Origin of the sequence: Mesorhizobium sp. M7A.F.Ca.US.005.03.1.1, assembly GCF_003997975.1 — a bacterium.
Taxonomy (GTDB): Bacteria; Pseudomonadota; Alphaproteobacteria; order Rhizobiales; family Rhizobiaceae; genus Mesorhizobium; species Mesorhizobium ciceri.
The window spans coordinates 115,624-138,825 of record NZ_RZRO01000004.1 but is presented as its reverse complement, the minus strand read 5'-3'; the positions used below and the strand labels follow the sequence as shown (position 1 = coordinate 138,825).

At 63.6% G+C, this 23,202-nt stretch carries 24 protein-coding genes; 7 read left to right on the top strand and 17 right to left on the bottom strand.

Annotation, left to right across the window (positions count from 1 at the left end; translation table 11 throughout):
- Window positions 1-230: 230 nt before the first annotated feature.
- From EN990_RS03415 to EN990_RS03400, 4 genes are read left to right on the top strand one after another with little or no spacing between them, the layout of a single operon-like run.
- A complete protein-coding gene (locus EN990_RS03415) occupies window positions 231-1,262 on the top strand; it encodes a 2-aminoethylphosphonate ABC transporter substrate-binding protein (RefSeq protein ID WP_127368841.1) in 1,032 nt (343 codons plus the stop codon).
- A 29-nt stretch (window positions 1,263-1,291) separates the two neighbouring features.
- Window positions 1,292-2,437 (top strand): ATP-binding cassette domain-containing protein, encoded by a 1,146-nt coding sequence (locus tag EN990_RS03410; protein ID WP_024502486.1) that lies wholly within the window; start codon window positions 1,292-1,294, stop codon window positions 2,435-2,437.
- Window positions 2,430-3,287 carry a 2-aminoethylphosphonate ABC transporter permease subunit gene (locus tag EN990_RS03405; RefSeq protein ID WP_127368840.1) on the top strand — a complete coding sequence of 286 codons (858 nt, stop codon included), beginning with the start codon at window positions 2,430-2,432 and terminating at the stop codon, window positions 3,285-3,287. Before EN990_RS03410 ends, EN990_RS03405 begins: the two co-directional genes overlap by 8 nt.
- Window positions 3,288-3,290: 3 nt before the next feature.
- Window positions 3,291-4,088, top strand: a complete 798-nt coding sequence (locus tag EN990_RS03400; RefSeq protein WP_013533032.1) for an ABC transporter permease subunit — start codon at window positions 3,291-3,293, stop codon at window positions 4,086-4,088.
- Window positions 4,089-4,102: 14 nt separating this feature from the next.
- Here EN990_RS03400 and EN990_RS03395 read toward each other — a convergent pair whose 3' ends face one another.
- The 8 genes from EN990_RS03395 to EN990_RS03360 form a co-directional block, all read right to left on the bottom strand.
- A complete protein-coding gene (locus tag EN990_RS03395; RefSeq protein ID WP_063167538.1) occupies window positions 4,103-4,558 on the bottom strand; it encodes a MaoC/PaaZ C-terminal domain-containing protein in 456 nt (151 codons plus the stop codon).
- Window positions 4,555-5,631: a Gfo/Idh/MocA family oxidoreductase gene (locus EN990_RS03390; RefSeq protein ID WP_127365739.1), complete on the bottom strand. Its 1,077-nt coding sequence runs from the start codon at window positions 5,629-5,631 to the stop codon at window positions 4,555-4,557. The genes EN990_RS03395 and EN990_RS03390 overlap by 4 nt, the downstream gene beginning before the upstream one ends.
- On the bottom strand, window positions 5,624-5,953 hold the full coding sequence (locus EN990_RS03385; RefSeq protein ID WP_127365738.1) for an L-rhamnose mutarotase: 330 nt from the start codon (window positions 5,951-5,953) through the stop codon (window positions 5,624-5,626). Before EN990_RS03385 ends, EN990_RS03390 begins: the two co-directional genes overlap by 8 nt.
- 9 nt (window positions 5,954-5,962) lie before the next feature.
- A complete protein-coding gene (locus tag EN990_RS03380; protein WP_063167541.1) occupies window positions 5,963-7,075 on the bottom strand; it encodes a mandelate racemase/muconate lactonizing enzyme family protein in 1,113 nt (370 codons plus the stop codon).
- 5 nt (window positions 7,076-7,080) lie between these two features.
- Window positions 7,081-8,178 carry a sn-glycerol-3-phosphate ABC transporter ATP-binding protein UgpC gene (gene ugpC / locus EN990_RS03375; protein WP_127368839.1) on the bottom strand — a complete coding sequence of 366 codons (1,098 nt, stop codon included), beginning with the start codon at window positions 8,176-8,178 and terminating at the stop codon, window positions 7,081-7,083.
- A 4-nt stretch (window positions 8,179-8,182) separates the two neighbouring features.
- The gene (locus tag EN990_RS03370) at window positions 8,183-9,049 is read right to left on the bottom strand and encodes a carbohydrate ABC transporter permease (RefSeq protein WP_063171551.1); all 867 of its coding nucleotides are present in this window, start codon (window positions 9,047-9,049) and stop codon (window positions 8,183-8,185) included.
- 2 nt (window positions 9,050-9,051) lie between these two features.
- Window positions 9,052-9,948: a sugar ABC transporter permease gene (locus EN990_RS03365; protein WP_013533025.1), complete on the bottom strand. Its 897-nt coding sequence runs from the start codon at window positions 9,946-9,948 to the stop codon at window positions 9,052-9,054.
- Window positions 9,949-10,084: 136 nt separating this feature from the next.
- A complete protein-coding gene (locus EN990_RS03360; protein WP_127369284.1) occupies window positions 10,085-11,404 on the bottom strand; it encodes a sugar ABC transporter substrate-binding protein in 1,320 nt (439 codons plus the stop codon).
- Window positions 11,405-11,573: 169 nt separating this feature from the next.
- Here EN990_RS03360 and EN990_RS03355 point away from each other — a divergent pair, with 169 nt between their 5' ends.
- Together EN990_RS03355 and EN990_RS03350 are read left to right on the top strand one after the other, a co-directional pair.
- The gene (locus tag EN990_RS03355) at window positions 11,574-12,359 is read left to right on the top strand and encodes an IclR family transcriptional regulator (protein ID WP_013533023.1); all 786 of its coding nucleotides are present in this window, start codon (window positions 11,574-11,576) and stop codon (window positions 12,357-12,359) included.
- Between the two features lie 65 nt (window positions 12,360-12,424).
- Window positions 12,425-13,264, top strand: a complete 840-nt coding sequence (locus EN990_RS03350) for an amidohydrolase (protein ID WP_127369283.1) — start codon at window positions 12,425-12,427, stop codon at window positions 13,262-13,264.
- Window positions 13,265-13,273: 9 nt separating this feature from the next.
- Here the strand turns inward: EN990_RS03350 and EN990_RS03345 are convergent, their stop codons facing one another.
- From EN990_RS03345 to EN990_RS03310, 8 genes are all read right to left on the bottom strand, one after another.
- The gene (locus EN990_RS03345) at window positions 13,274-14,245 is read right to left on the bottom strand and encodes an ABC transporter permease (RefSeq protein WP_127369282.1); all 972 of its coding nucleotides are present in this window, start codon (window positions 14,243-14,245) and stop codon (window positions 13,274-13,276) included.
- 1 nt (window position 14,246) lies between these two features.
- Window positions 14,247-15,197, bottom strand: a complete 951-nt coding sequence (locus tag EN990_RS03340) for an ABC transporter permease (RefSeq protein WP_127385072.1) — start codon at window positions 15,195-15,197, stop codon at window positions 14,247-14,249.
- On the bottom strand, window positions 15,194-15,952 hold the full coding sequence (locus tag EN990_RS03335) for an ATP-binding cassette domain-containing protein (RefSeq protein ID WP_013533019.1): 759 nt from the start codon (window positions 15,950-15,952) through the stop codon (window positions 15,194-15,196). Before EN990_RS03335 ends, EN990_RS03340 begins: the two co-directional genes overlap by 4 nt.
- Window positions 15,945-16,682: an ATP-binding cassette domain-containing protein gene (locus tag EN990_RS03330; protein WP_013533018.1), complete on the bottom strand. Its 738-nt coding sequence runs from the start codon at window positions 16,680-16,682 to the stop codon at window positions 15,945-15,947. Before EN990_RS03330 ends, EN990_RS03335 begins: the two co-directional genes overlap by 8 nt.
- Before the next feature lie 66 nt (window positions 16,683-16,748).
- Entirely contained in the window at window positions 16,749-17,936 is a 1,188-nt protein-coding gene (locus EN990_RS03325) for an ABC transporter substrate-binding protein (protein WP_127368786.1), read from the bottom strand.
- A 25-nt stretch (window positions 17,937-17,961) separates the two neighbouring features.
- Window positions 17,962-19,131, bottom strand: a complete 1,170-nt coding sequence (locus tag EN990_RS03320; RefSeq protein ID WP_063167546.1) for an extracellular solute-binding protein — start codon at window positions 19,129-19,131, stop codon at window positions 17,962-17,964.
- Window positions 19,128-20,288 (bottom strand): CaiB/BaiF CoA-transferase family protein, encoded by a 1,161-nt coding sequence (locus EN990_RS03315; RefSeq protein WP_024502501.1) that lies wholly within the window; start codon window positions 20,286-20,288, stop codon window positions 19,128-19,130. The genes EN990_RS03320 and EN990_RS03315 overlap by 4 nt, the downstream gene beginning before the upstream one ends.
- A gap of 1 nt (window position 20,289) precedes the next feature.
- Window positions 20,290-20,841, bottom strand: coding sequence for a MaoC family dehydratase (locus tag EN990_RS03310; protein ID WP_013533014.1), 552 nt, complete (start codon window positions 20,839-20,841; stop codon window positions 20,290-20,292).
- A 198-nt stretch (window positions 20,842-21,039) separates the two neighbouring features.
- On the opposite strand from EN990_RS03310, the gene EN990_RS03305 reads away from it, so the two are divergent.
- Window positions 21,040-22,137, top strand: coding sequence for a lactonase family protein (locus EN990_RS03305; protein ID WP_127368787.1), 1,098 nt, complete (start codon window positions 21,040-21,042; stop codon window positions 22,135-22,137).
- A gap of 41 nt (window positions 22,138-22,178) precedes the next feature.
- Here EN990_RS03305 and EN990_RS03300 read toward each other — a convergent pair whose 3' ends face one another.
- Entirely contained in the window at window positions 22,179-23,165 is a 987-nt protein-coding gene (locus tag EN990_RS03300; RefSeq protein WP_064995039.1) for a Tim44 domain-containing protein, read from the bottom strand.
- Between the last annotated feature and the right edge of the window lie 37 nt (window positions 23,166-23,202).

The following is a 23,202-nucleotide window of genomic DNA, read 5'->3' as shown; positions in this document are numbered from 1 at the left end:
CGGGCCTTCCGCGAGGCCGGAATCGAAGCCAGGCCAGCGTTGCGACAGTTCCATGACAACTATCAGGTAAAGTTTGCCTCTCATAAAATAAATAGATTTTACTTATCGATCCTCAGTCCCCAAAGTCGGCACAACGACGAGATCGAACGGTGCCGCATAAGGCTCCGGCCTACAGGCGAGATCGTCACAGTGCATCGCAGAATGTGCCATCAATCAAAGGGGAACTGAGCATGAAATTGCAAAAGGCAACCATAGCTATGGCCTTAGCCGCGTCGCTGTTGGCGTCGTCGGCTCTTGTCGGACCGGCACTCGCCGACGGCGTCGTCACCATCTATTCCGCCGACGGCCTGCATGACGGCAATGGCAGCTGGTTCGAGACCGAATTCGCCGCCTTCACCAAGGCCACCGGCATCACCGTGCAGTATATCGAGGCAGGTTCCGGCGGCGTCGTCGAGCGTGTCGCCAAGGAAAAGTCGAATCCGCAGGCCGACGTGCTGGTGACCTTGCCGCCCTTCGTGCAGCGGGCCGCGGCTGACGGCCTGCTGCAGGACTACAAGCCGGAAGCCGCCGACCAGATCGATGGCGGCACAGACAAGTACCGGCCGCTGGTCAACAACTATATGAACTTCATCTACAACAGTGCCGTCCTGCCGGAAGCGCCAAAGGCCTACAACGACCTGCTCGACCCGAAGTTCAAGGGCAAGATCCAGTATTCTACCCCCGGCCAGGCCGGTGACGGCACCGCCGTCATGCTGCAGATCATCCACGCCTTCGGCAGCGAGGATGCCGGCTTCGAGTTCATGAAGAAGCTGCAGGACAACAATGTCGGCCCCTCCGCTTCGACCGGCAAGCTGACCGCGCTGGTCAACAAGGGTGAGCTGCATGTCGCCAATGGCGATCTGCAGATGAACATGTCGCAGATGGCCGACAATCCCAATATCAAGGTGTTCTGGCCGGCTGGACCTGACGGTGTGCGCTCCACCTTCGCGCTGCCCTATGAAATCGGCCTGGTCACCGGCGCACCCAACGCAGACAACGGCAAGAAACTGATCGACTTCCTGCTCTCCAAGGAAGCCCAGTCGAGCATCAGTTCCGTTGCGCTCGGCATGCCGGCTCGCAAGGACGTCAAGCCGGATGACGCCAACTTCGCCAAGGCGCAGGAGGCGATGAAAGGCGTGACCATCTGGTCGCCGAACTGGGACGACGCGCTGAGCAAGCTGCCCGATTATGTCAAGCGCTGGAACGAAGCGACCGGAAGTTGATCCGCAAGGGAAACCCGGAGGACCACGCCATGTCGGCCGCAGCCTTTACTGGTACCAGTGTCATGGACATCGACGCCGCGAAGGTTCGCGGCGCCGGCTCCAATGTCCATTTCGACAAGGTCAGCGTTGCCTATGGCGCGCATGTCGTCCTGCATCCGCTGACCCTGGATATCGCACCTGGCGAGATCCTGGCGATGATCGGCCCATCCGGCTCCGGCAAGACCACGGCCCTGCGCGCCGTGGCCGGCTTCGTGCGGCCCGCCAGCGGGCGGATCCGCATCGGCGCCACCGATGTGACCGATCTGCCGCCCTATGAGCGCGGCCTCGGCATGGTGGTGCAGAACTACGCGCTGTTTCCGCATATGCGGGTCGAGGACAACGTTGCCTTCGGCCTCAGAGCACAGGGCGCCGACAAGGCGCTGATCGGCGAGCGGATCAAGGATGCGCTCGGCACTGTCGGCATGTCGGCCTATGCCCGGCGCTATCCGCGCGAGCTTTCGGGCGGACAGCAGCAGCGCGTGGCGATTGCGCGTGCCTTGGCCGTGCGGCCGCGCGTGCTCCTGCTCGACGAGCCGCTCTCGGCGCTCGACGCCCAGATCCGCCGCAACATGGTCGAGGAGATTGCGCGGCTGCACCGCAGCCTGCCCGGCCTGACGATCCTCTATGTCACCCACGACCAGACCGAGGCGCTGACGCTTGCCGACAAAATCGCCATCATGCGCGACGGCAGGGTCTGTTCGCATGGACCGACGACCGAACTCTACCGCCGCCCGCCAAACCGTTTTACGGCCGAGTTCCTCGGCCGCGCCAATCTTCTTCCGGTAACGGTTGCCGAGGCCGTCGGGTCGAAGGGATTTGCCACGGCAAGGCATGGTGACGCGCTGCTGACCGGCGCCGGCCGCAACGAGAAGGCCGGCGACAAGAGCCTGCTCTGTATCAGGCCGCAGCATCTCAGCCTGACCGCCGACAGCGACCATACCAACCGCATCGTGGGCACGCTCCAGGAAGTGCACTGGCAGGGCGAACTGACCCATCTCGTGCTCGACGTCGACGGCACGCCGGTGCGTGTCTCGGCGACCAGGCTGCCGATCGCCTTGCCCGAACCCGGCGCCAAGGTGCCGCTGTTCTTCGCGCCCGCCGACACCTCGCTTCTCCCGGAAGACGCCGGTGTCTGAGGCCGTCACACTTCGCGCGCCGGCGTTTCGGAGGGAACCCGGCAAGCTCTGGATAGTGCCACCGGCGGCCCTGCTGGCGCTGCTGTTCTTTTATCCGCTGGCGCTGATCGCCCGGCAGGCCTTCCTCGACGACAGCGGCGTCGCCAATGTCGCCGAAGTCATCCGCGTGCTGCATTCGCGCTTCTTCCTCAACGCGCTGATCAACACGGTGTCGATCTCGGTCGCGGCGACAGCCGGATGCCTGGTCGTCGGCCTCGTGCTGGCGCTGATTCTGGCCTTCGTGCCGTTCCCCGGCAGCGGCTTCATCGCCCGGCTGATCGATACTTTCATCGCGCTGCCGACATTCCTGGTGACGCTTGCCTTCACCTTCCTCTATGGCTCCGCCGGCATGCTCAATGCCGGGCTGATGGAGACCTTTTCGCTGCCGCTGCCGCCCGTCGATTTCCTCTATTCCGCGTGGGGTGTGATCCTGGCCGAGGTCACTGTCTACACACCCTTCATCCTGCGGCCGCTGCTCGCCGCCTTTTCGCTGGTCGACCGTGGCCAGATCGAAGCGGCGAGCGTGCTCGGCGCGCGGCCGTTTCGCATCGTTCGCCAGGTGATCCTGCCGGCGGCAATCCCGGCACTCATCGCCGGCGGCAGCCTCTGCCTGTTGTTGACCGTCAACGAATTCGGCATCGTGCTGTTCATCGGCGCCAAGGGCGTCATCACCCTGCCGCTGCTGATCTACGGCAAGGCGATCCAGGAATCGGCCTATCAGGTCGCCTGTATCATCGCCGTCGTCAACATCGCGCTGTCACTCGGCCTGTTTGGCCTCTACCGTTTCGCCGCCGGCCGGTTGGGAGCCTAGCCTATGCTGGTCTGGTCACGCTCCGGTCGTCTTGTCCTGTGGGTGCTCTTCGCACTGATCTTCGGCGTGCTGTTCCTGGCGCCGCTCGCGGTCATCCTCCTGTCCAGCCTCGCCGACCAGTGGAACGGCGTGCTGCCCAACGGCCTGACGACGGAGCACTACACTGATGTCATTTCCGGTGCCGCCGGCAGAGCGGTCAAGGCGAGCCTGGTCACCGGCTTCCTGGCCAGCGCGCTGGCGCTGGTCAGCGGCACCTGGGCGGCCCTGTCGCTGCGCCTCCAGGGCCATGCCTTGCGGCGGCTGCTCGGCCTTTTGTTCTTCATCCCAAGCGCGGTCCCTTCGGTGTCTGTCGGCCTTGGCCTGCTGGTTGCCTTCAGCCATCCGCCGCTGCTGCTCAACGGCACGATCGCGATCGTCATGATCGCGCATTTCGTGCTGATCTCGGCTTTCACCTTCGGCAATGTCTCGGCTGGACTGGCGCGGCTGTCGCCCGACTTCGAGCAGGTGGCATCGAGCCTCGGCGCTCGCCCGGCCTACCGGCTTTGGCACGTCACACTGCCCTTGCTCGCACCCTATCTGGTCGCCGCCTTCGGTCTCAGTTTCGCGCTGTCGATGGGGGAACTCGGCGCCACCGTCATGGTCTACCCGCCGGGTTGGGTGACGCTGCCGGTCTCGATCTTCAGCCTTACCGATCGCGGCGACATCTTTGCCGGTGCGGCACTGACAATGATCCTGGTCGTGGCGACGCTGGTTCTCTTGCTCGGGCTGGAGCGCATTACCAAGCGCGCTACCGGCTCGTAGGACTTTCCCGAGTCTCAGCCCTGCGCCGGCCTGCGTTCGACGATGTAGATGTGGTCTGCCGCCAGCACCACGTCGCCGCGCTGGTTGATCACCTCGCACCGCTCGATCACCCGTCCTGAACCCGGCCGCTTGGGATCGTCTTCCTTGACCGCGATGGTGGTGCGCGTGCGGATTGTGTCGCCGATGAACACCGGCTTGATGAAGCGCAGCCGGTCGTAGCCGTAGGAAAAGGCGACAGGGTTAACGACGCTCGCGGTCAGCCCGATGCCGACCGAGAACACCAGCGTGCCATGCGCGATGCGCTGGCCGAATGGCGTCGTCTTCATGTACTCGGCGTCCATGTGGTGCGGAAAGAAATCGCCGGTGTGGCCGGCATGGACGATGAAGTCGGTCTCGGTGATGGTGCGGCCGCTTGTTAGGCGCGACGCGCCAATCTCGTAATCCTCGAAATACTTGATCTGTTCCATCAGGGTCTTTCCGCAATCGGCGTCGCCGGTGCCGCGCTCGACTGATACGCCGCCTCGACCAGCGCCATAGTGCTCCAGGCATCTTCGACGGGGCTTATCAGCGTATCATCTTCTCCGGTCGCAAAGCGCTGGACATTGGCCATGCGGCCGACGAAGGCATCGGGAAACCACTCGCCGGCCAAAGGCACGGCGATCCAGCCCGTTCCGCCCTTCGGATAGATCTCCAATACATCCGGTTCGCCCTGGGGATAATCGAGGTTGAGACCCAGCTTGAGATAGGCGGCACCCTCTGTGCCGCAGATGCGGAACTCGCAGGCCTGATGCCGGCGACCGAATTTGTGGTCGTGGTTGATCGACAGCGCGCAACGCACGGTGTCGCCATAGTCGAGAATGGCGCTGGTGCGCGTCTGCGCCACCTTATGGTTGGGATGGCCGAGTGTCTTGGCGTGCACGCCTCTGGGGTCGCCGAGCAACTGCCGGATCAGGTCGAGATAGTGGATCGAATGCATGGCGATCTCGACGCGCGGCGCCTTGAGCAGGAATTCCCAAAGCTCCCATGGTGTCGCCAGCGCCAGCCAGGCGTCGAAGTCGACGATCTCGCCGAGCCAGCCCTTGCCGATGGCATCCTTCAGCGCCAGCATCATTGGCGCGAAGCGCAATTGGAAGTTCACCGCCGCGTGCAGCCTCCTGGCGCGGCAGATTTCGAGGATCGCGGTCGCCTCGGCAAGATTGCTGCCCATCGGCTTCTGGATCAGCGCCACCGCGCCGTCAGGCAAGGACTTCAGCACATCGGCATGATGCGACGGCGGGGTGGCAAGGTCGAAGATCGCGCCCTCGACAGCAGTCGCTTCTTCGACCGAGCCAAAGGCCGTCACGCCCCATTGGCTGGCCAGCTTTTCAGCCCTGACATGATCAGGATCATAAAGCCCGGCAACCGGAAAGCCGGCCTTCCGGTAGGCTGGGAAATGCGCGTCGCCGACGATCGATCCCGCGCCGAAGGTGACGATCGGCCGGGGTCTTGAGGGTTTTGGCCAGGATTGAACGAGCAAGGCAGGGTCGAAGCCGCCTTCAGTCATGATGGAAGACCTCATCCATCTCGGCCCACCACTCGCCCTCCTTGCGGGTCGCCAGCGGCTCCTGGCAGGGCATGCAGACGGCCCACCATTCCTGCGTCTTCGGGTCGGCCGCCATCTTGGCCATGTCGGCGGCATAGTCGGTGCCGTGGTATTCAAAATAGGAAAACAGCAGGTTCTCCGGCCGCTTCAGGTAGATCGAATAATTCTTGATGTTGCAGGCCGAGATCATGGTCAGCACGCCGGGCCAGACGGCGGCATGGAGGCGGACATACTCCTCGACCTTTTCCGGCTTCAGTCCGAGAATCATCCCCATCCGCTGCATATCAGTCTCCTATTTCGTGATCGCCGTGGTGAATTCGGCGATGCTCATGGCCTTGACCGCGTCCCAGTCCCAATCGATGCCGATTCCCGGTTCGTCGGGCGCCAGCGCCTGGCCATCTTCGATGCGCATGCGCTTGCCGGTCAACTGGTCGAGCTGCGGAATGTACTCGACATATCGGCCGTTCTGAACAGCGCAGGTCAGGCTGACATGCAGTTCCATCAGGAAATGCGGGCAGACCGGAATGTCGAAGGCCTCTGCCGCGTGCGCAATCTTGAGCCAGGGCGTGATGCCGCCGATACGGCCGACATCGACCTGCACGATCGAGCAGGCGCCTTTCTGCATGTACTCGCGAAAATGGCGGAGGGAGTAGAGCGACTCGCCGATGGCGATCGGCGTCGGCGTCGAGTTCGACAATCGCACATGCCCGTCGATGTCGTCTGCCGGCAGCGGTTCCTCGATCCAGGCGAGGTCGAGCTCACGCAGCCTCGCAGCGCGCCGGATCGCTTCGTCGACCGAAAACCCCTGATTGGCGTCGGTCATGATCTCGTAGCCGTCGCCGACCGCCTTGCGCACCGCCGACAGGCGGGCAAGATCCTCCGACCCGTGCGGCCTGCCGATCTTGACTTTCGAGCCGCGAAATCCCTTCGCCTTGGCGGCCAGCGCATCGTCGACCAGCGCCTGCGTCTCGATGTGCAGCCAACCGCCTTCGGTGGTGTAAAGCGGACAACGATCCTTGGCGCCGCCGGCGAGTTTCCACAGCGGCAGGTTTTGCTTCTTGGCCCGCAGATCCCACAGTGCGGTATCGATCGCCGCGATGGCGATCGCGGTGATCGCCCCGATGGTCGTGGCATGGGTGGCGAATTCGAGATCGTGCCAGATCGCCTCGATCATGTCGGGATCGCGGCCGATCAGGCGCGGCACCAGATGGTCCGAGAGCAGCCGCATCACCGACGAACCGCCGGTGCCGATCGTGTAGCTGTAACCGGTGCCGACCGCACCGTCGGAATCGGTGATCGTGACGATCGGCGTTTCCTGGCTGACGAAGCTCTGGATCGCGTCGGTGCGCTTGACCTTGGGCACAAGGTCCACCATGCAAAGGTCGACTTTCTCGATTCTGGCCATGCCGATCAGCTCCGCAATGTCTTTCCGGTCTCAGTGGCAAACAGATGCGCCTGCGACATGTCGAGGCTCATGGCGACCCGCTCGCCCGGCCGCAGTGGCCTCGGGTTCAGCATGCGCGACACCCAGTCCGTGCCGTTGAATTCAACGAACACCAGCGTCTCGTTGCCGAGCGGTTCGGTGACCGTGATCGGCAGCTCGACCTGGTGGACATCGGCCGCGCCACCGGAACTGATGCCATGGCCGGTCGGGTAGATGTCGTCCGGCCGCAGCCCGAACACGACCTTGTCGCCGGTCGCGACATTGGCCTTGAACTGGCCGGGCAGCGGCAGCTTCTCGCCGCTGGCGAAAACCATCTGGCCACCGTCGACCGTCGCCTCGTGCAGGTTCATGGGCGGCGAGCCGATGAAGCCGGCGACGAAGCGCGTCGCCGGCCGCCGGAACACCTCGTCGGGCGTGCCGACCTGTTCGATATGGCCGTCGCGCATGATGACGATGCGGTCGGCAAGCGTCATCGCCTCGACCTGGTCGTGGGTGACGTAGATCACTGTCGACTGCACCTTGGCATGCAGCTTCTTGATCTCGGTGCGCATCTGCGTGCGCAATTTGGCGTCGAGATTGGAAAGCGGTTCGTCGAACAGAAACACATCGGGGTCGCGCACGATGGCGCGGCCCATCGCGACGCGCTGGCGCTGACCGCCGGACAGTTGCGACGGGCGGCGGTCGAGCAACGTGTCGAGGCCGAGGATGGCCGAGGCCTCGGCGACGCGGCGGTCCATGTCTTCTTTGGCGGCGCCGGCGATCTTCAGGGAGAAGCCGAGATTCTCGCGCACCGTCATGTGCGGATAGAGCGCGTAGGATTGGAACACCATCGAGATGTTGCGCGAGCGTGGCGGCAAATCGTTGACGATGCGTCCGCCGATCTCGATCGAGCCGGCGCTGATTTCCTCCAGCCCGGCGATCATGCGCAGCGTCGTCGACTTGCCGCAGCCGGACGGGCCGACCAGCGCAATGAACTCGCGGTCGGCAATGTCGAGATCGATGCCGTGCACGATCCCAACAGTGCCGTAGCGCTTGGTCAGCTTGGTGAGGGTAACGGTTGCCATGGGATCAGCCTTTCACCGCGCCGGAGGTCAGGCCGCCGACAAGGTGTTTCTGGACTATGTAGGTGAGGGTGAGCGCCGGGATGATCATCACCACGGCCAGCGCGCACATGCCGCGCCAATCGATGGTGAACTCGGCCGTGTAGTCGAGCAGGCCGACCGGCAGCGTCTTGGCGCTCACCGAGCGGGTCAGCTGCGAGGCCAGCGCGAACTCGTTCCAGCAGGTCAGGAAGGCGAAGATCGCGGCCGACGCAATGCCCGGTCCGGCGAGCGGAAACTCGACCTGCCAGAACGCCTGCCAGCGGGTGCAGCCATCGATCTGCGCTGCTTCCGCGAGGTCCTTGGGCACCTGGCGGAAGAAGCCGTCGATCAGCCAGATGGTGAACGGCACGTTGAGCGCGACATAGGCGAGGATCAGCCCGAAATGGGTGTCGATGATGCCGAGCCGCACATAGAGGAAGAACAGCGGCAGCGAGAGCGCGATGCCCGGCACGGTGCGCGTCAGCATCAGGCCGAGGAAGACGCTCGATTTACCGCGAAAACGATAGCGGGCGAACGCATAGCCGCCTGCCATGCCGATGGCCACCGCAATCACCGTCGAGGTCACCGAGATGATCAGCGAGTTGCGGAAATATTCAATCACCGGGATGCCGCCCTTGCCGATGCCTGAGAACATCGCGACATAGGCGTCGAACGAAATCTCCTGTGGGATCCACACCGGTGGCTTTGCCATGATCTCGACCGTCGGCCGCAGCGACGACAGCACGATCCACAGGCCCGGCAGGCAGATGGTCAGCATCGCCAGGAACAGGCCGATGCGATAGACGATGCCGAGCAGCCGGCGCTTCAGGCGGGCGGAAGAATTCTCGTCCATCTTCACCACTCCGCACCGATCTGCGTGCGCGCCGCGGCGAGCTTGTTGAAGAAGTAGACGGTGAAGGCGATCGACAGCAGGATCGAAAAATAGGCCATGGCGTTGGCCATGCCCATGCGCCCGTCGCTGTAGGCGGTGCGGGCCACCAAGGTCCATAGCAGTTCGGTGCGGCCCGCCGGTCCGCCATCGGTCATGATCTTGACGATGTCATAGGCGCGCGCCACGTCGAGCGAACGGATGGTCATGGCGATGTAGGCGAAGGGCATGACGAATGGCCACGTCACATAGCGGAATGTCTGCCACGGCGTGCAGCCGTCGACCCGCGCCGCCTCGATCGGCTCCTTGGGCATGGCGAGCAGGCCGGCGAGGATCAGGATGGCGAAGATCGCCGTCGACGACCAGATCTCGGCGATCGAGATGGCGATGAAGGCGAGATGGCCCTCGATCAGCCACGGTATGGCGTCTCGCGTGATGCCGAGCGACTGCAGCGCATTGTTCACCAGGCCGATATTGTCGTTGAACATGAACTTGAATTGGAAGCCGACCAGGATCGGCGAGAACATCATCGGAAACATCATCAGCGTGCGCAGGATGCGCTGGCCGCGCGTCGCCTTCTCGACGAGCATGGCGAGGCCGAGCCCGAGCAGCATTTCGAGATTGAGCGCGATGGTCAGCAGCAGAACCGTGCGACCGAAGGCCCACCAGAAGTCGGTGTTGGACAGGATCGAAAGATAGTTCCGGATGCCGATGAAGACGTAGAACGTTTCGGGCCGCGTCAGGCGGAACGGGGTGAAGCTCGAATAGAGCGACAGAAGCAGCGGCACCACCACCACCGCCGCCAGCACGATCATGGCCGGAAGCAGCAGCAGGAATGGCGCGGATGGCTTGAAGCCCTTCATCAGAATCCTTGAGTGTTTGTATTTGGACGGCGGTGCGTTGGCTGGGCGCGAAGGGTTAGCGTAAACCGCTGGCATCCCGCGCAACGCGATCGCCTCCCCCATTGCTGATTGGGGGAGGCAGCCCTGGGAGCCGTTGCTAGAGCTTGCCGGCGTCCTGGAGGATTTGTGTCGCCTTGGCGGCGGCTTCATCCAGTGCCTGTTTCGAGGTCTTGTCGCCGAGGATCGCCGCCTGCAGCTCGGGATAGACGGCGTTCGAGATCTCGATCCATTCAGGCGTCTGCGGCACGGCGAAGGCGTGCTTGGCCTCTTCCTGGAAAGCGGTAAGAACCTCCTTCTTGTAAGGATCGTTTTCGGCCTGCTTCAGGTCCCAGTCCCAGACCGCGGTGCGGGTCGGCAGCGGACCGGCGGCGGCCTCGAGCTTCTGGCTGTCCTCGTTGGTCAGCCACCAAACCAGGGAAGCCGCGGCCTCCTTGTTCGGGCAGTTCTCGGTCACCGAGAAGCCATGGAAGCCGGACCAGCCGGTGCGCTTGCCGGACGAACCCTTCGGCGCGACTTTGACGCCGACATTGCCGGCGACCTTCGACGACTTCGGATCGTTGAAGAAGCCGGCCCAGCCCGGCCAATCCAGGTTGATGGCGACAGTGCCGGACGCAAAGCCTTGGCCGAGATCGTCCCAGAGATAGTTGGTGGTGCCGGCCGGCACGGCCTTGGCCTTGTAGAGGTTGACGAACCAGTCGAGCGCCCGGATGCCGGCCTCGGAGTTGAAGACCGGCTTGCCGTCCTTGTCGAGATATTCGCCGCCCTCGGCGACGACCATCTCGTAGAAGCGGCCGTTGATCGCCTCTTCCTTGCCGGCGAACTGGGTGCCGTAGAAATTGGGCGGGTTGGCGAAGAACTCGGCCTGGTCGGTGACTTCCTTCCAGGTGTCCGGCGGCACCAGGTCATAGCCGTATTTCGCCTTGAACTTGGTCTTGTTGTCGGCGTTCTCGTACAGGCTCTTCTGGTAGTAGAGCGCCGAAACGTCGAACTGCGCACGCGGCAGCATCTCCAGCTTGCCGTCGATGGTTGCCGCCTTGATCGTCGACGGCACGAAGGCGTCGATCTCTTCCTTCGGCAGCAACTTGCTGAGGTCGGTGTAGAGGCCGGTATATTGCGGCGCGAAGGAGGAATGGTTCCAGCCGACGCACCAGTTGGTGCTGCCCGAGGCGATGTCGGACTTGAGCTCCTTGTCGATATCGAAGCCGTTCTTCTTGGTCAGGATGTTGACCTTGGCGCCAGTCGCCTTCTCCCATTCCGGGATCCGTTCGTAGAGCTTTTCATATTGCTGGCCGCCGATCAGCTTCACGTCGACGGTCACGCCTTCGAACTTGCCGGGCAGGTCGCCGGCAAGGGCTGCGCCTGCACCAAATGCAAGCAACAATGCACCGGCGGAGACGCCGGAAAGCAGTCTGTTCATTGGTATCCTCCCTGGGTGCGCCTTGGCCGGCGACCGCAACTCGTCTGATGACAAGAAGTGCTACATTCATATACAAACAAAACATTCATGGAGACGTCAAGGCGAAATTTGTTTCCGCTGCGCACGTTCCTGCGTATATGAAGGGTGAAATTCACTGGAGGATGAGCCCATGGACGACAGCGAAGACGAGCGCTATCGCGCGCCGGCGCTCGACAAGGGGCTCGATATCCTTGAACTGCTGGCGGGCGTCGACGGTGGCCTGACCCAGGCCGAAATCGCCAAGAAACTCGACCGCAGTCCCAACGAATTCTATCGCATGCTCGACCGGCTGGTGCGGCGCGGCTACGTCACGCGCCTCGACGGCGACCGCTATTCGCTGACGCTCAAGCTGTTCGGCCTGGCACAGTTGCACGCGCCGGTACGGCGGCTGGTCTCCTATGCCACGCCGCTGATGCGTGAACTTGCCGAGACATCGCAGCAGGCCAACCAACTCGTTGTTTTTGATCGCGGTTCTGCCGTCGTCATCGGTCAGCAGGAAGCACCGAACTACTGGGGCATATCGATCCGGGTCGGCTCCCATATCAGTCTGTTCGACACCGGCTCGGGACATGTGCTGCTCGCCTTCCGCTCACCGGAAGAGCGCCAGATGATGATTTCCGAACACGTCCGCAGCACCGACAAGACGGCGCAATCGAGCGAGTTCTTCACCCGTCTCGACCAGATCCGCGACCGTGGCTACGAGATGATGGCTTCGATGCAGACAGCCGGCGTCTTCAACCTGTCGGCCCCGGTGCGCAGTTCCGACGGCAAGGCGATCGCCGCGCTGTCGATTCCCTACATCACGGTGGTCAACGCGCCTTCCGCACCCGATATCACCAGGACAATCGAACTGTTGCTGGCAACGTGTGAAAAGCTGTCGCACCTTGCTGGATCAGCAGTCGGCTCATCGGTGTGAATTCTTATTTGAATGAAGAATTCTCTCGTGAGATGATTTGAAAAGCCAGAGGGAGGAGCCTCGCCATGATCATCGACACCCATCTTCACCTCATCGATCGCTCGGCCCTGCGCTATCCCTGGCTCGCCGGCGTGCCGGCGCTCAACCGCGATTTCTCTTATGAAGACTACGCGACGGAGGCGCAGCGTGTCGGCGTCGAGCGCGTGCTGCATATGGAGGTCGATGTCGATCCGGCCGACATCGAAGCCGAGACGGCTCGTGTGGAAGGACTGTCACGGCAGCCCGGCAGCATGCTGGCCGGGGTGATCGCGTCCTGCCGTCCTGAGGAAGGAGACTTCGCGGCCTATCTCGAACGGCAGCGGGCAAACCCGTTCGTAAAGGGCTTTCGCCGCGTCCTTCATGTCGCGCCCGACGAGCTCTCGGAAGGTGCGGTGTTCCGCGACAGCATCAAGCGGCTTGGCGGCACCGGCCTGACCTTCGATCTCGTCGTGCTGCCGCACCAGATTCCCAAGGCTATCGTGCTTGCCGACCTGGCACCCGATGTGACGTTCGTCCTCGACCATTGCGGCGTGCCCGACATCAAGGGCAACAGGGAACATCCATGGCGCGAGCATATGAGCGAGATCGCCCGGCGCCCGAATGTCATGGCCAAGATTTCCGGTGTCGTCGCCTATGCCGATGCCGGCAGCTGGACGGTCGAGACGTTGCGGCCGTACGTCGAGCACACCATCAATTCATTCGGCTGGGACCGCGTCGTCTGGGGCAGCGACTGGCCGGTCTGCACGCTAGGCGGCGGCCTGTCGACCTGGGTAGCGGCGACCCATGCATTGCTCTCAGGCTGCAGCATTAACGAGCGCGACAGGCTGTTGTCCGGCAATGCCCGCAAGCTGTGGCGGCTCGACTGACAGGTCCTTTCAGACGGTTGCCGAGACGTGCCGTTCGCGGCCATAGAGCGAAACCAGCAGCACGATGACGAAGCCGAGCGCGGCCTGCACCGCCGCGGGCTGGAAGCCGAGGCCGATGAGCAGCGTGTTGATCTCGGTCAGCACCAGCACGCCGGCGATCGTGCCGAGATAGCTGCCCCGGCCGCCGACCAGTGCTGCGCCGCCGACGACGACCGCTGCGATGGTCTGGAACAGATAGGGCTGGCCGACATCGCCATAGGCCGAGCCGGTGAAGCCGAGCAGCAGCACGCCCGCGACAGCGGCGAAGAAGGCGCTTGCTGCATAGGTGATGACCCACATGCGAACCGGGTCGATCAGCGCCAGCGGCGCCGCTCCCGGATTGCTGCCCAACGCATAGAGCCGGCGGCCATAGGGCGTCCGCTCCAGCACCAGCACGACCAGCGCCGCCAGCACGACCAGGCTCGGCACCAGCCACGGCACCGGCAGCGGGCCGGCCGATCCGCCGATCGAGACGAAGCTGGAAACCGCTTGTGGCGCGGAGCCTGACGGGAAGCCGGCTGTCCACAGCAGCACCAGCCCTTGCACGACCATGCCGATTCCGAGCGTGACGATGAGCGGCTGGATGTCGAGGCTGCGCGAGATCAGCCCGTTCAGCCCGCCGATGACGAGCGCCAGCGCGCCGACCAGGCCGCAGACGAGAAAAAAGTTCCAGCCATCGCCATAAAGCTGCGCCGCCACGACATTGGCAAAGCCGATGACGAAGGGGATCGAAAGGTCAATGCCGCCCATGATGACGACCAGCGTCTGGCCAATCGAGGCCACGGCGAGCAGCGAGGCGAGCACCAGCATGGCACGTATCGCAAACGGCGCCGAGTAGCCGGGAATGAGAATTGTGCCGGCAAGGTGCAGAAGGGCGGCGACGCAGAAGGCGCCGACGACGCGGGCGTTGGTTGTCGCGAAGAGGTTTTGGCGCAAAACCATGTCAGCGTCTCCCCATGGCAAGACGTTCCTGCAGCGCTGTCAGCATCACCGCCAGCACCAGGATCGCGCCGTAGGCGATCTGCAGCACGAAGGTCGAGACGTTGAACGTCGTCAGCACGCTCTGCAGCAGGAAGATGTCGATGGCACCGATGGCGGCACCCGCCACGCCACCACGGCCGCCGGCCAGGCTGACGCCGCCAAGTGCTACGGCGGCGATGGCGATCAGTGTGTAGGTCGGCCCGATATTGGGATCAGCCGAGCCGATCAGCGCGGTCAGCATCAGCCCGGCGCATCCGCCGAGGATGCCGGTCATGACATAGGCGATGAAGCGCACGCGCGTGACATCGACACCGGCGGTGTAGGCGGCGCGGTCGTCGCTGCCGACCGCCATAAGCTGGTCGTAGTATGGCGTGCGCCGCACCAGCCACCAGGCGACGAGCATCGCCGCCAGCGGCAGCATCGACAGCGGGCCGGACAGTGCCTTGAGCCAGGCCGGCGCTGGGCCGATCGGCGCCGGCAGGATTGTCAGCGTCACGCCGGTCAGGATCAGATAGGTGCCGAGCGTGGCGACGATCGGCTGAATGCGCACGATTGTCGCCAGGAAGCCGTTCGCCGCGCCCACCAGCGCGCCGACGAGCAACGCCGCCGGAACGAGCACCAAGGGCGACGAGATGCCGGTGCCGAGGAACAGCACCTGGATCGTCAAAGCGTTGACAAAGCCCATCAATGGCCCGACCGAGATGTCGATTCCGCCACGCCCGGCGAGGATGACAGGCGTGGAGGCGATGGCAGCACCGATCAAGGGCGCCGCCAATCCGACCAGCGCCCCCCAGGAACCCGGCTGGAATCGTCCCGGGCTGAGGATGAGATTGACCGCAAGCAGCACGACCAGCAGCACGACGGCGAAGCCGAAATTTCGCCCAAGGGACAGGAGGCGCGCAACAGGGCTCATGCCGCACGTCCGAACATGGCTGATATCACGCCGTCGGTGGTGAGGGCGTTGCCGGCGATCTCGGCCGCGACTTCATTCTCACGGAACACCAGCACGCGCTGGCACAGGAGAAGAATCTCCTCGATTTCGCTGGACAGGATGACGAGCCCCATGCCGTCGGCCGCCAGCCCGCGAAACACGTCGTAGAGAACATGCCGCGTCGCCACGTCGACGCCACGCGTCGGATCGTTGAGGAGCAGGATCGCGGGCTCCAGCGCCAAGGCCCGCGCCAGCAGCACCTTCTGCTGGTTGCCGCCCGACAAAGTGGTGATCGGCGCATCGGGCCGGGGTGCGGCGATTGACAGTTTTTCGCGGTAGATGTCGTAGCGCGCCTTGCGCGCCGCCGGGCTGATCAGGCCGAGCCGTGTGTCGCGCGACAGAGTCGAAACGGCGAAGTTGTCGAGCACCGACTGCGTCGGGAAAATGCCGTTGGCGCGTCGGTCGCGCGGCAAATAGGCGATGCCGCTGGCGACAGCCTTGCGAAACCCGGTGATCTTGCGGGACGCATCCGATGCACCGAGTTCAATCGAGCCGCCATGCGGCGGTTCCAGGCCAGCAAGCATCTTGAGAAACAGCTCCTGGCCATGACCATCGAGGCCGGCAAGCCCGACGATCTCACCCGGAGCGATTGCCTGCGTGATCGGGCTGGCGCCGGGCGCGATGACGAGTTCGCGAACGGCAAGACCACCAAATTCGAGAGCGGTGCGATCAGCCATGCGCAAGCTCCGCGGCGGTACGTGGCGCCATTGTCTTGAGAAGCTCAGCCGGCGTCGAAGCGCCGCGCTCTTCGGTGCGCACCACGCTGCCGCCCCGCAGGATCGAGATGCGATCCGAAAGCGACATCACCTCGTCCATGCGGTGGGTGATGAACAGGATCAGGCAGCCCTCGCCGGCAAGCGCACGCATCAACGAAAAAACGGATTCGCGATCGGCGAAGTCGAGCGCGGCGGTGACCTCGTCGAGGATCAGGATCTTTGGGTTGCGCACGATCGCGCGAGCAAGGACGACCAATTGCTGCGCGGCGAGCGGCAGCAGGCCGGCTGGCATGTCGAGAGGGACGTCGGTGACCGCGAAGCGCTTAAGCGCAGCTTTCGCCCGGTCACGGCGCTCGTTGCGGGGCACAGCGCGCCGGACCAGCCCGTCGAGGCCGAGCAGGATGTTGTCGGTCACGCTGCGATCCGGCGCGATCAGCACCTCCTGGAACACCGTGGCGAAGCCTTGCGCCTGGAAGGCCGAGGGGTTGGCGCCCGAGAACGGCTTGCCGTGCAGGAGGATCGCGCCGCTGTCCGGCTGGACGATGCCGGACAACAGCTTGACCATCGTGCTCTTGCCCGAACCGTTCTCGCCCAGGATGGTGTGGATGGTTCCCGCCCGAAACGCGATCGATGCGTCCGCGAGCGCGATCGTCTCGCCATAGCGTTTGGATATGGTTTTGACTTCAAGCATGTCGCATTTCGATGCTGGCAGGCCGGCTCCCCGAAAGGAGCCGGCCTGTTGAGAGATTAGCAGGCGTCACTTTGCACAGGCATCGGGCACCTTCGAATAGTCCCAGCCCTTGGTTGGCGCCGGGTTCGAGAAATAGGCGTCGAGCCATTCCTCCGGCATCGGATCTTTCGGCGGGATCGGGAAGATAGACACGGCGTCCGTCGTCATGCAGTCCTTGTACCAGGCACCGAGATCGGCGGTGTGGACAGGCGGGATCGGGATCAGCAGCGTGTTCAGCTTCGGCTTCTGCCCGTCGAGCATGCGCTCGCCGACGCGGAACAGCGTCTGCGCGGTCCAGTGCGGCAGCACCGCATGGCCTTCGAAGCGGTACTTGTCGGGGTTGGCCTTCCAGTAGCCCAGCGCATCGCCGGTGATCGAGCCGGTGATCAATGGTGCGGGCCGGCCGGCTTCTGCGAAGGCTTCGGCGACGACGCGGCTTTCGCTGCCTGTCGTCCACACTGCATCGATCGGCGCCGGGTTGGTGGCGATCGCCTGCAGCACCACGGTCTTGGTGACGTTGGCTGTCCAGTTGCCATTGACATTGCGCGAGATCTTCAGCTTCGGATTTTCAGTCAGCGCCTTGTCCGCGCCCTGGCGCTCCTGCACCACGATCGGGTGTCCGGCGATGCCTTCGACCAGAAGGATGCTGGCGCCGTCCGGCTGCGCCTTGCCGATCGCCGCCATCATGTCGTAGCCCCAGCGCGCATAGTTGGAATCGACATTGATGGCGTTCGGGCTGGTCACCGAACCGGCAGCGGTGATGAACGGAATGCCGGCTTTGGCGGCAGCGTCGATCGCATCATCGAGTGCCGTCGCCGAGCCCGGGATCGAGGTGATGATCGAGCACTTCTTGTCGATGAAGGCGCGGATCTGGTTGATCTGCTGGCTGGCGTCGTTGTTGGAATCAGACACCTCGAAGCTGGACACCGTTCCGTCGCCGATCAGCCCGTCGACGAGACGCTTCAATTCCTTGGTCACCGTGACCCGCCACGGATTGCCCTGGTAGGATTCCGAGTGGCACCATTTCCACGGTTTAGGCGGCGCTGTGAAATTGTCCCAGGCCGAAGGCAGCACCTTCTGCGGCGCGCCGTCATATTGCGCCTTGAGTTCGGTCGGCAGCCCGCCGATGACGCCTTGCACATCCTGCGCAAAGGCGGTCGTTGCAAGCGAGGCAAGCGCGGTTGCGGCCAGCAGGCCGCGGATCATTCCTGTCATCTCGTTCTCCTCCGTTCGGTTTGGTTCAGGCTCCTCCACCGGCAGCGCCGGACACCTGCACCGGGGAACTCTCCCGAAACAGGCGATTGAGATCGGCAACAACCTGTCGGGCTTGATGCCGGGAGGTCATGCCGGAAAGGATGCGTTCGGATGCTGCTTGCTGGAAAGTCATGTAGCCGTCGTGGCGCGGCCGCACCCATGCACCCTCCAGCGTCGCGCGCGTATCCCGATAGAAGTCGCCGGTCGCTTCATTGACAGCCTGGTCCTCCCAGGCCGCTGCATGGCCGGGCTGGCCGCCGGCGGCGGCATAGGCGCCACGCTGGACATCGCCGCTCGCGACCCAATAGGCGAAGTCGATCGCGGCATCCCTGGCTTTGGAAAAGGCTGATACGGCTATGCCGGTGCCGCCAAGCGCCGAACCGACCGGGCCGCCGGAACCGATGACCGGAACATCGGCAAAGGCCAGCCGGTTCGCCCGAAAGCCAGCCGTCGCATAGGAAACGTAACCATAGATCAGTGGCGCGCAGACGAACCTGGAACCGGCCTCCGCCATACGTTCGGAGACGGCAATCGGGTCCATCTCGAAACACGCGGGATCGACCAGCGCTGCGATCTCGCGCATTGCCTCGAAGACTTGGCTACCGATCTCCACATCGATCAGATCGTCGGATGGATCGGTCGTGCAGGCATGCCCGAGATTGCCGGCAAGCGTGTAGAACACCATCAACACGTGAGGCGGCCGCAGCGGCAGCAGCACGCGGCCTTGCCGGGCGAGATCGAGCACCTCGCTCCAGCGCGCCGGTGGCGCACCGATCGCATCCGGACGCCATGCCTGGACCTGCGTTGCCGCATCGATCGGGAAAGCCCATTGCCGTCCTTGCCAGTTGTAGCTCGGATAGGACTGGCCGATGCTGCCCGAGGCAAGGGCCGTGCGTTCCGCCTCGCGTCCGGCGACATCCAGCGGCTCCAGGCAGCCTTCGGCCGTGATCTGGCCGACATGCGGATGGTCGATGACGATGAGGTCATAGGCGCGCGCCAGTTCTTCGACCGGGAAGGATTCGAAGTCCTGCAGCGAGCGCTTGTCCCATTCGATGGCAATACCGGTCTTCTGCTGCCACAGCGCCGAGCAGGCGACCATCGGATCATAGCCACGCGGATGGCTCCAGGTCATGCCTTTGAGCTTGGGCGAACTCACAGGCCGAACTCCGCGCGGATGGCGGCACTGTGCTCGCCGATGCGGGGCGCCGCCCGATCGGCCTTGGCTCTTATGCCATCGACCCGGAGCGGCGAACTGGTGGTGAGGATCGAGACATCGTCCTCGCGCGTCACAGTCTGCAGCATGCCGAGGGAATGGAACCCTTCGCTCGCCAGCATCTCCGGCCAGGTCAGCACTTTGGCGCACCAGATGTCGGCCGGCTCGAGGATATCAAGCCACTCGTCGATCGTCTTGGTGGCGATCCGCTGTGCGATGATCGCCTTGATGTCGTCGCGCGCGGTGAACCACGACGCAGGCTTGTCGCGATAGGGTGCGAGTTCGCTGAGCGACAGGAGATCGGCCAGCTTGGGAATCGGCGTCATGGCGATGGCGAGGTATCCGTCCTTGGCCGGGTAAACACCGTAAGGCGCCGACAGATAGGCATGCGCGCTGCGGAAGCTGGAGCGCCTGGGCAGCCGGCGGCCGTCATTGAGATGCGTCGTCAGCACCTCGAACTGGAAATCGACCAGCGCTTCCAGGAGACTGGTTTCGATATGGCTGCCCTGGCCGGTGATGCCGCGCCGCACGAGTGCGGCCAGAATGCCCTGCGCGCAGGCGGCACCGGCCAGCATGTCGCCGATGGCAAGACCGAACGGCACCGGCCCTTGGTCCTCATCGCCGTTCAGCCACATCACGCCGGAGCGCGCCTGCGCCAGCAGGTCTTGGCCGGGTCTCTTGACCCATGGTCCGTCTTCGCCATAGCCGCTGATCGAGGCATAGACCAGCCGCGGATTGATCTTGCGGACCGCCTCGTAGTCCAAGCCGAGCCGCTCGATGACGCCCGGCCGGAAATTCTGGATCAGCACATCGGCCTTGGCCAGAAGGCCGCGCAACGCCTCGAGATCGGCCTCGTTCTTGAGGTCGATGGCAAGACTTTCCTTGGCCCGGTTGATGGCATGGAAGATGGTGGAATCGCCGCCGATCTCGGTGTCGCTGAGATAGAGCCGGCGCGACAGGTCGCCGCCATCCGGACGCTCGATCTTGATGACGCGGGCGCCGAGATCGAGCAGCCTGAGTGAGCAATAGGGCCCGGACAGGAACTGGCTCATGTCGACGACGACGAGACCGGCGAGCGGCAATTCGGCTGCTGCCGGCATGCTATTTCTCCGTCTTGCCGACGAAGTCGGCCGGGTTGCGGTACTTCACCGTCTGCAGATGCTCGCAATAGAGAACCAACTCGCCTTCGCCCTTGAACACCTCATAGCTGGCGCGGATCAGCCCCATTTCCTTGTAGCGGGGCTTCTTGTCGAGGTTGGAGCGGATCGAATAGATCGTGTCGCCAATGAAGACGGGTTTTATGAAGCGGAGCTTGTCGTAGCCATAGGAGAAGGCATTGACGCAGTTGGTGGCGACCAGCCCCAGGCCAGCCGAAAAGACAAAGGCGCCGGCGATCAGCCGCTTGCCGAAAATGCCTTCGTTCTCGGCAAACATCTGGTCCTGCACATAGGGGTGGATGTCGAGCACCAGCGTGTTGAACAAATGGCTGTCGCCTTCGGCCATTGTGCGCCGCAACGAGCGGATCTTCTGGCCGACGGGCCAGTCCTCGTAGAACCAGTTCTCGGCATTCCACACCGGCAGCGCGGCGTGATCTCCGGGCATGTTCTTGGGATGCGTCGAGGCGACGCCGACGGTAGGTGCGAAATCGTTCATGGTCGGCACCGCCAGACCTGCATGGGGCACGTCACAGCTATCGGAAAACGCATCAAGGCGTCGAAATACAAGACGTCTCCTCCCGTCAATCTTCTTTTGTAAATAGTATTTTCACATATGGGGTTGCGTTGCAAGCGTGAACAGGCGAAATTTTGGCTGCTCCCGCGCGCCAAAGCGCAGGCGGGTAGGGAGGAAATCATGCGCGAGAATTGTCTGGTCTTTGTCGGCAGCCTGAACCGCGAGGCGCCGTATTTTCAGGGCGCTCGGGGCGTCGGCCTCAGCGTCTACAGCTTTGACGAGACGACGCTGGAAACACGAAAACTGGCCGAGACCAACGACGTCGACAATCCGACCTTCCTCTCGGTGACACCGGACGGCTCGCGGATCTACGCCAACTCGGAAGTGTTCACCTGGCGCGAGGGCACCGTCTCAGCTTACAGCTTCGATCGAGCTTCGGGGACGCTCATTTATCTGAACAAGCAACCGTCGCTCGGCAGCATAGCCGCCCACAACACCATCACCCGCGACGGGACAAAACTGCTGGTCGCCAATTACGGCATGGGCGAGGGCGGCCCGGATCGTGCGGTGGCTGTCTATGGCTTCGAAGAGAACGGCGCCTTGTCGGCGCCGCTTGCCAGCGTTTCGCATGAGGGCAGCGGCCCGAATGTGGCGCGGCAGGAACGCTCGCATGCGCACAGCGTCACCGAAACCATCGGCGGGGGAACAGCCATCGTCGCCGACCTCGGCATCGACCGGCTGGTGTCTTACCGGATCGAGCGCGAGGGCAATCTGGCCAAGCTAACCGAATCCGCTTTGCCATCCGGCGCCGGTCCACGCCACCTCGCACTGCATCCGAACGGACGCTTCGTCTTCGTCATGAACGAACTGGATTCGACCATCGTGTCGATGACGCTGGACGAAGCCACCGGCAAGCTCTCGATCATCGACGCAAAGCCGGCGGTGCCGGCCGAGGCACGCGACAGCAACCACTGCGCCGATATCCAGATCTCACCGGATGGCCGTTTTGTCTACGGCTCCAACCGCGGCCATGACAGCGTCGTCATCATGGCGGTCGACCAGCAGACAGGGTCGCTCAGCCTCGTCAGCTATATCCCTTGCGGCGGCGCGACCCCGCGTAACCTGGCGCTGACGCCGTCAGGCGGCCATCTGTTTTCCGCCAACCAGAATGGCGACCGCATTTCGATCTTCGCCCGCGACGCCGACAGCGGCATACTGACCGACACCGGGCGCGCCATCGAGATCGGCACGCCGATGTGCGTCAAGATCGTGCGCTGAACGCCCACAACTGCGAAGCCTCGGAAAAAATCGCCCGAGGCTCAAGCCTGTTGTATTGCCGAGAGCTTCCAGTTCGATCCATTCTCACGCACGAAAGTCCACAGCTCGGTCGTCTCTGTCGGATGATCATCGTCGCCCGCGACGATTTTGCCGCTGGCCCGTTCGCGCGTCACGTCACGAGATTCGTAGCGCAAGGCGGCCGTGGCGTAGTCGCGCTCATCCTCGCGCCAGCTTTCCGCGATGTCGGCCTGCAGCAAGGTGATATCAGTCACCTCGTTCCTGAGACCTTTCTGGGCATTGTCGGCCAACTCTTCCGACAGATAGGATACCATTTCGGGTGTAACCGCCCGGCGCAGAGCGGCATGGTCTTCGCGCCCGAATGCTTCCTGGACATCGGTCAGCAGCTGCTGGAATGCGTCGAGATCCGTCTGGGCCAGCGTGATCTCCTCGGAGGCGGCGGCCGGAGAGCCTCCACCTGAACCGCCGCCGAAACCGGGAATTGTGAAGGAGCCTGCAGTCTGCTGCCCTGCCGTTGAGCGGTTCTCAAATCGCGAAGCCTGGGCATTGCCGGCACCTGCGAGCGCCGGCGCGGGGCCGCGCGCGGATTGCGAGCGGAAGAACCTGATGGCCAGCATGATCGCGCCACCGATCAGCAAGGCCTGAAGCAGGAAACCGAACATGCCGGCCAGGCCGCCGAAGCCCTGACCCAAAAGCAGGCCGAACAGGCCGCCGAGCAACAGGCCGCGCATCATCGTTCCACCGAAACCGCTCATGAAGCCGGGCCTCTGCAGGCCGGCCTGCGGCTGCCGGGCCGCGTTGTTCACACCGGTGTTGGGCGTCATCGACCGCTCGACCGGAGCGGTCGGTGCTGGGGCCGTCCTGGTCGGCGGTGCCGATTGGAACGTACGCATGCCACGACTGCCGAAACTGCCGCCACGACGGGCCTCGGCATGGTCCATCGCAACCATGGAGAATGCAAGGAACAGTCCTGCAAAGAGGGCTGCAAATCGGCTGGTGCGGGAAATCATCGGAGATGAACCTTTGTCGATGTGGTTTCGGAAGTTT

Bases quoted from the DNA above. Each gene is read 5' to 3' on its own strand.
- EN990_RS03415 (WP_127368841.1), top strand. From the start codon at position 231: ATGAAATTGCAAAAGGCAACCATAGCTATGGCCTTAGCCGCGTCGCTG.
- EN990_RS03410 (WP_024502486.1), top strand. From the start codon at position 1,292: ATGTCGGCCGCAGCCTTTACTGGTACCAGTGTCATGGACATCGACGCC.
- EN990_RS03400 (WP_013533032.1), top strand. From the start codon at position 3,291: ATGCTGGTCTGGTCACGCTCCGGTCGTCTTGTCCTGTGGGTGCTCTTC.
- EN990_RS03390 (WP_127365739.1), bottom strand. From the start codon at position 5,631: ATGACTGAAGGCGGCTTCGACCCTGCCTTGCTCGTTCAATCCTGGCCA.
- EN990_RS03385 (WP_127365738.1), bottom strand. From the start codon at position 5,953: ATGCAGCGGATGGGGATGATTCTCGGACTGAAGCCGGAAAAGGTCGAG.
- EN990_RS03380 (WP_063167541.1), bottom strand. From the start codon at position 7,075: ATGGCCAGAATCGAGAAAGTCGACCTTTGCATGGTGGACCTTGTGCCC.
- ugpC (WP_127368839.1), bottom strand. From the start codon at position 8,178: ATGGCAACCGTTACCCTCACCAAGCTGACCAAGCGCTACGGCACTGTT.
- EN990_RS03370 (WP_063171551.1), bottom strand. From the start codon at position 9,049: ATGGACGAGAATTCTTCCGCCCGCCTGAAGCGCCGGCTGCTCGGCATC.
- EN990_RS03365 (WP_013533025.1), bottom strand. From the start codon at position 9,948: ATGAAGGGCTTCAAGCCATCCGCGCCATTCCTGCTGCTGCTTCCGGCC.
- EN990_RS03360 (WP_127369284.1), bottom strand. From the start codon at position 11,404: ATGAACAGACTGCTTTCCGGCGTCTCCGCCGGTGCATTGTTGCTTGCA.
- EN990_RS03355 (WP_013533023.1), top strand. From the start codon at position 11,574: ATGGACGACAGCGAAGACGAGCGCTATCGCGCGCCGGCGCTCGACAAG.
- EN990_RS03350 (WP_127369283.1), top strand. From the start codon at position 12,425: ATGATCATCGACACCCATCTTCACCTCATCGATCGCTCGGCCCTGCGC.
- EN990_RS03345 (WP_127369282.1), bottom strand. From the start codon at position 14,245: ATGGTTTTGCGCCAAAACCTCTTCGCGACAACCAACGCCCGCGTCGTC.
- EN990_RS03340 (WP_127385072.1), bottom strand. From the start codon at position 15,197: ATGAGCCCTGTTGCGCGCCTCCTGTCCCTTGGGCGAAATTTCGGCTTC.
- EN990_RS03335 (WP_013533019.1), bottom strand. From the start codon at position 15,952: ATGGCTGATCGCACCGCTCTCGAATTTGGTGGTCTTGCCGTTCGCGAA.
- EN990_RS03330 (WP_013533018.1), bottom strand. From the start codon at position 16,682: ATGCTTGAAGTCAAAACCATATCCAAACGCTATGGCGAGACGATCGCG.
- EN990_RS03325 (WP_127368786.1), bottom strand. From the start codon at position 17,936: ATGACAGGAATGATCCGCGGCCTGCTGGCCGCAACCGCGCTTGCCTCG.
- EN990_RS03315 (WP_024502501.1), bottom strand. From the start codon at position 20,288: ATGCCGGCAGCAGCCGAATTGCCGCTCGCCGGTCTCGTCGTCGTCGAC.
- EN990_RS03310 (WP_013533014.1), bottom strand. From the start codon at position 20,841: ATGAACGATTTCGCACCTACCGTCGGCGTCGCCTCGACGCATCCCAAG.
- EN990_RS03305 (WP_127368787.1), top strand. From the start codon at position 21,040: ATGCGCGAGAATTGTCTGGTCTTTGTCGGCAGCCTGAACCGCGAGGCG.
- EN990_RS03300 (WP_064995039.1), bottom strand. From the start codon at position 23,165: ATGATTTCCCGCACCAGCCGATTTGCAGCCCTCTTTGCAGGACTGTTC.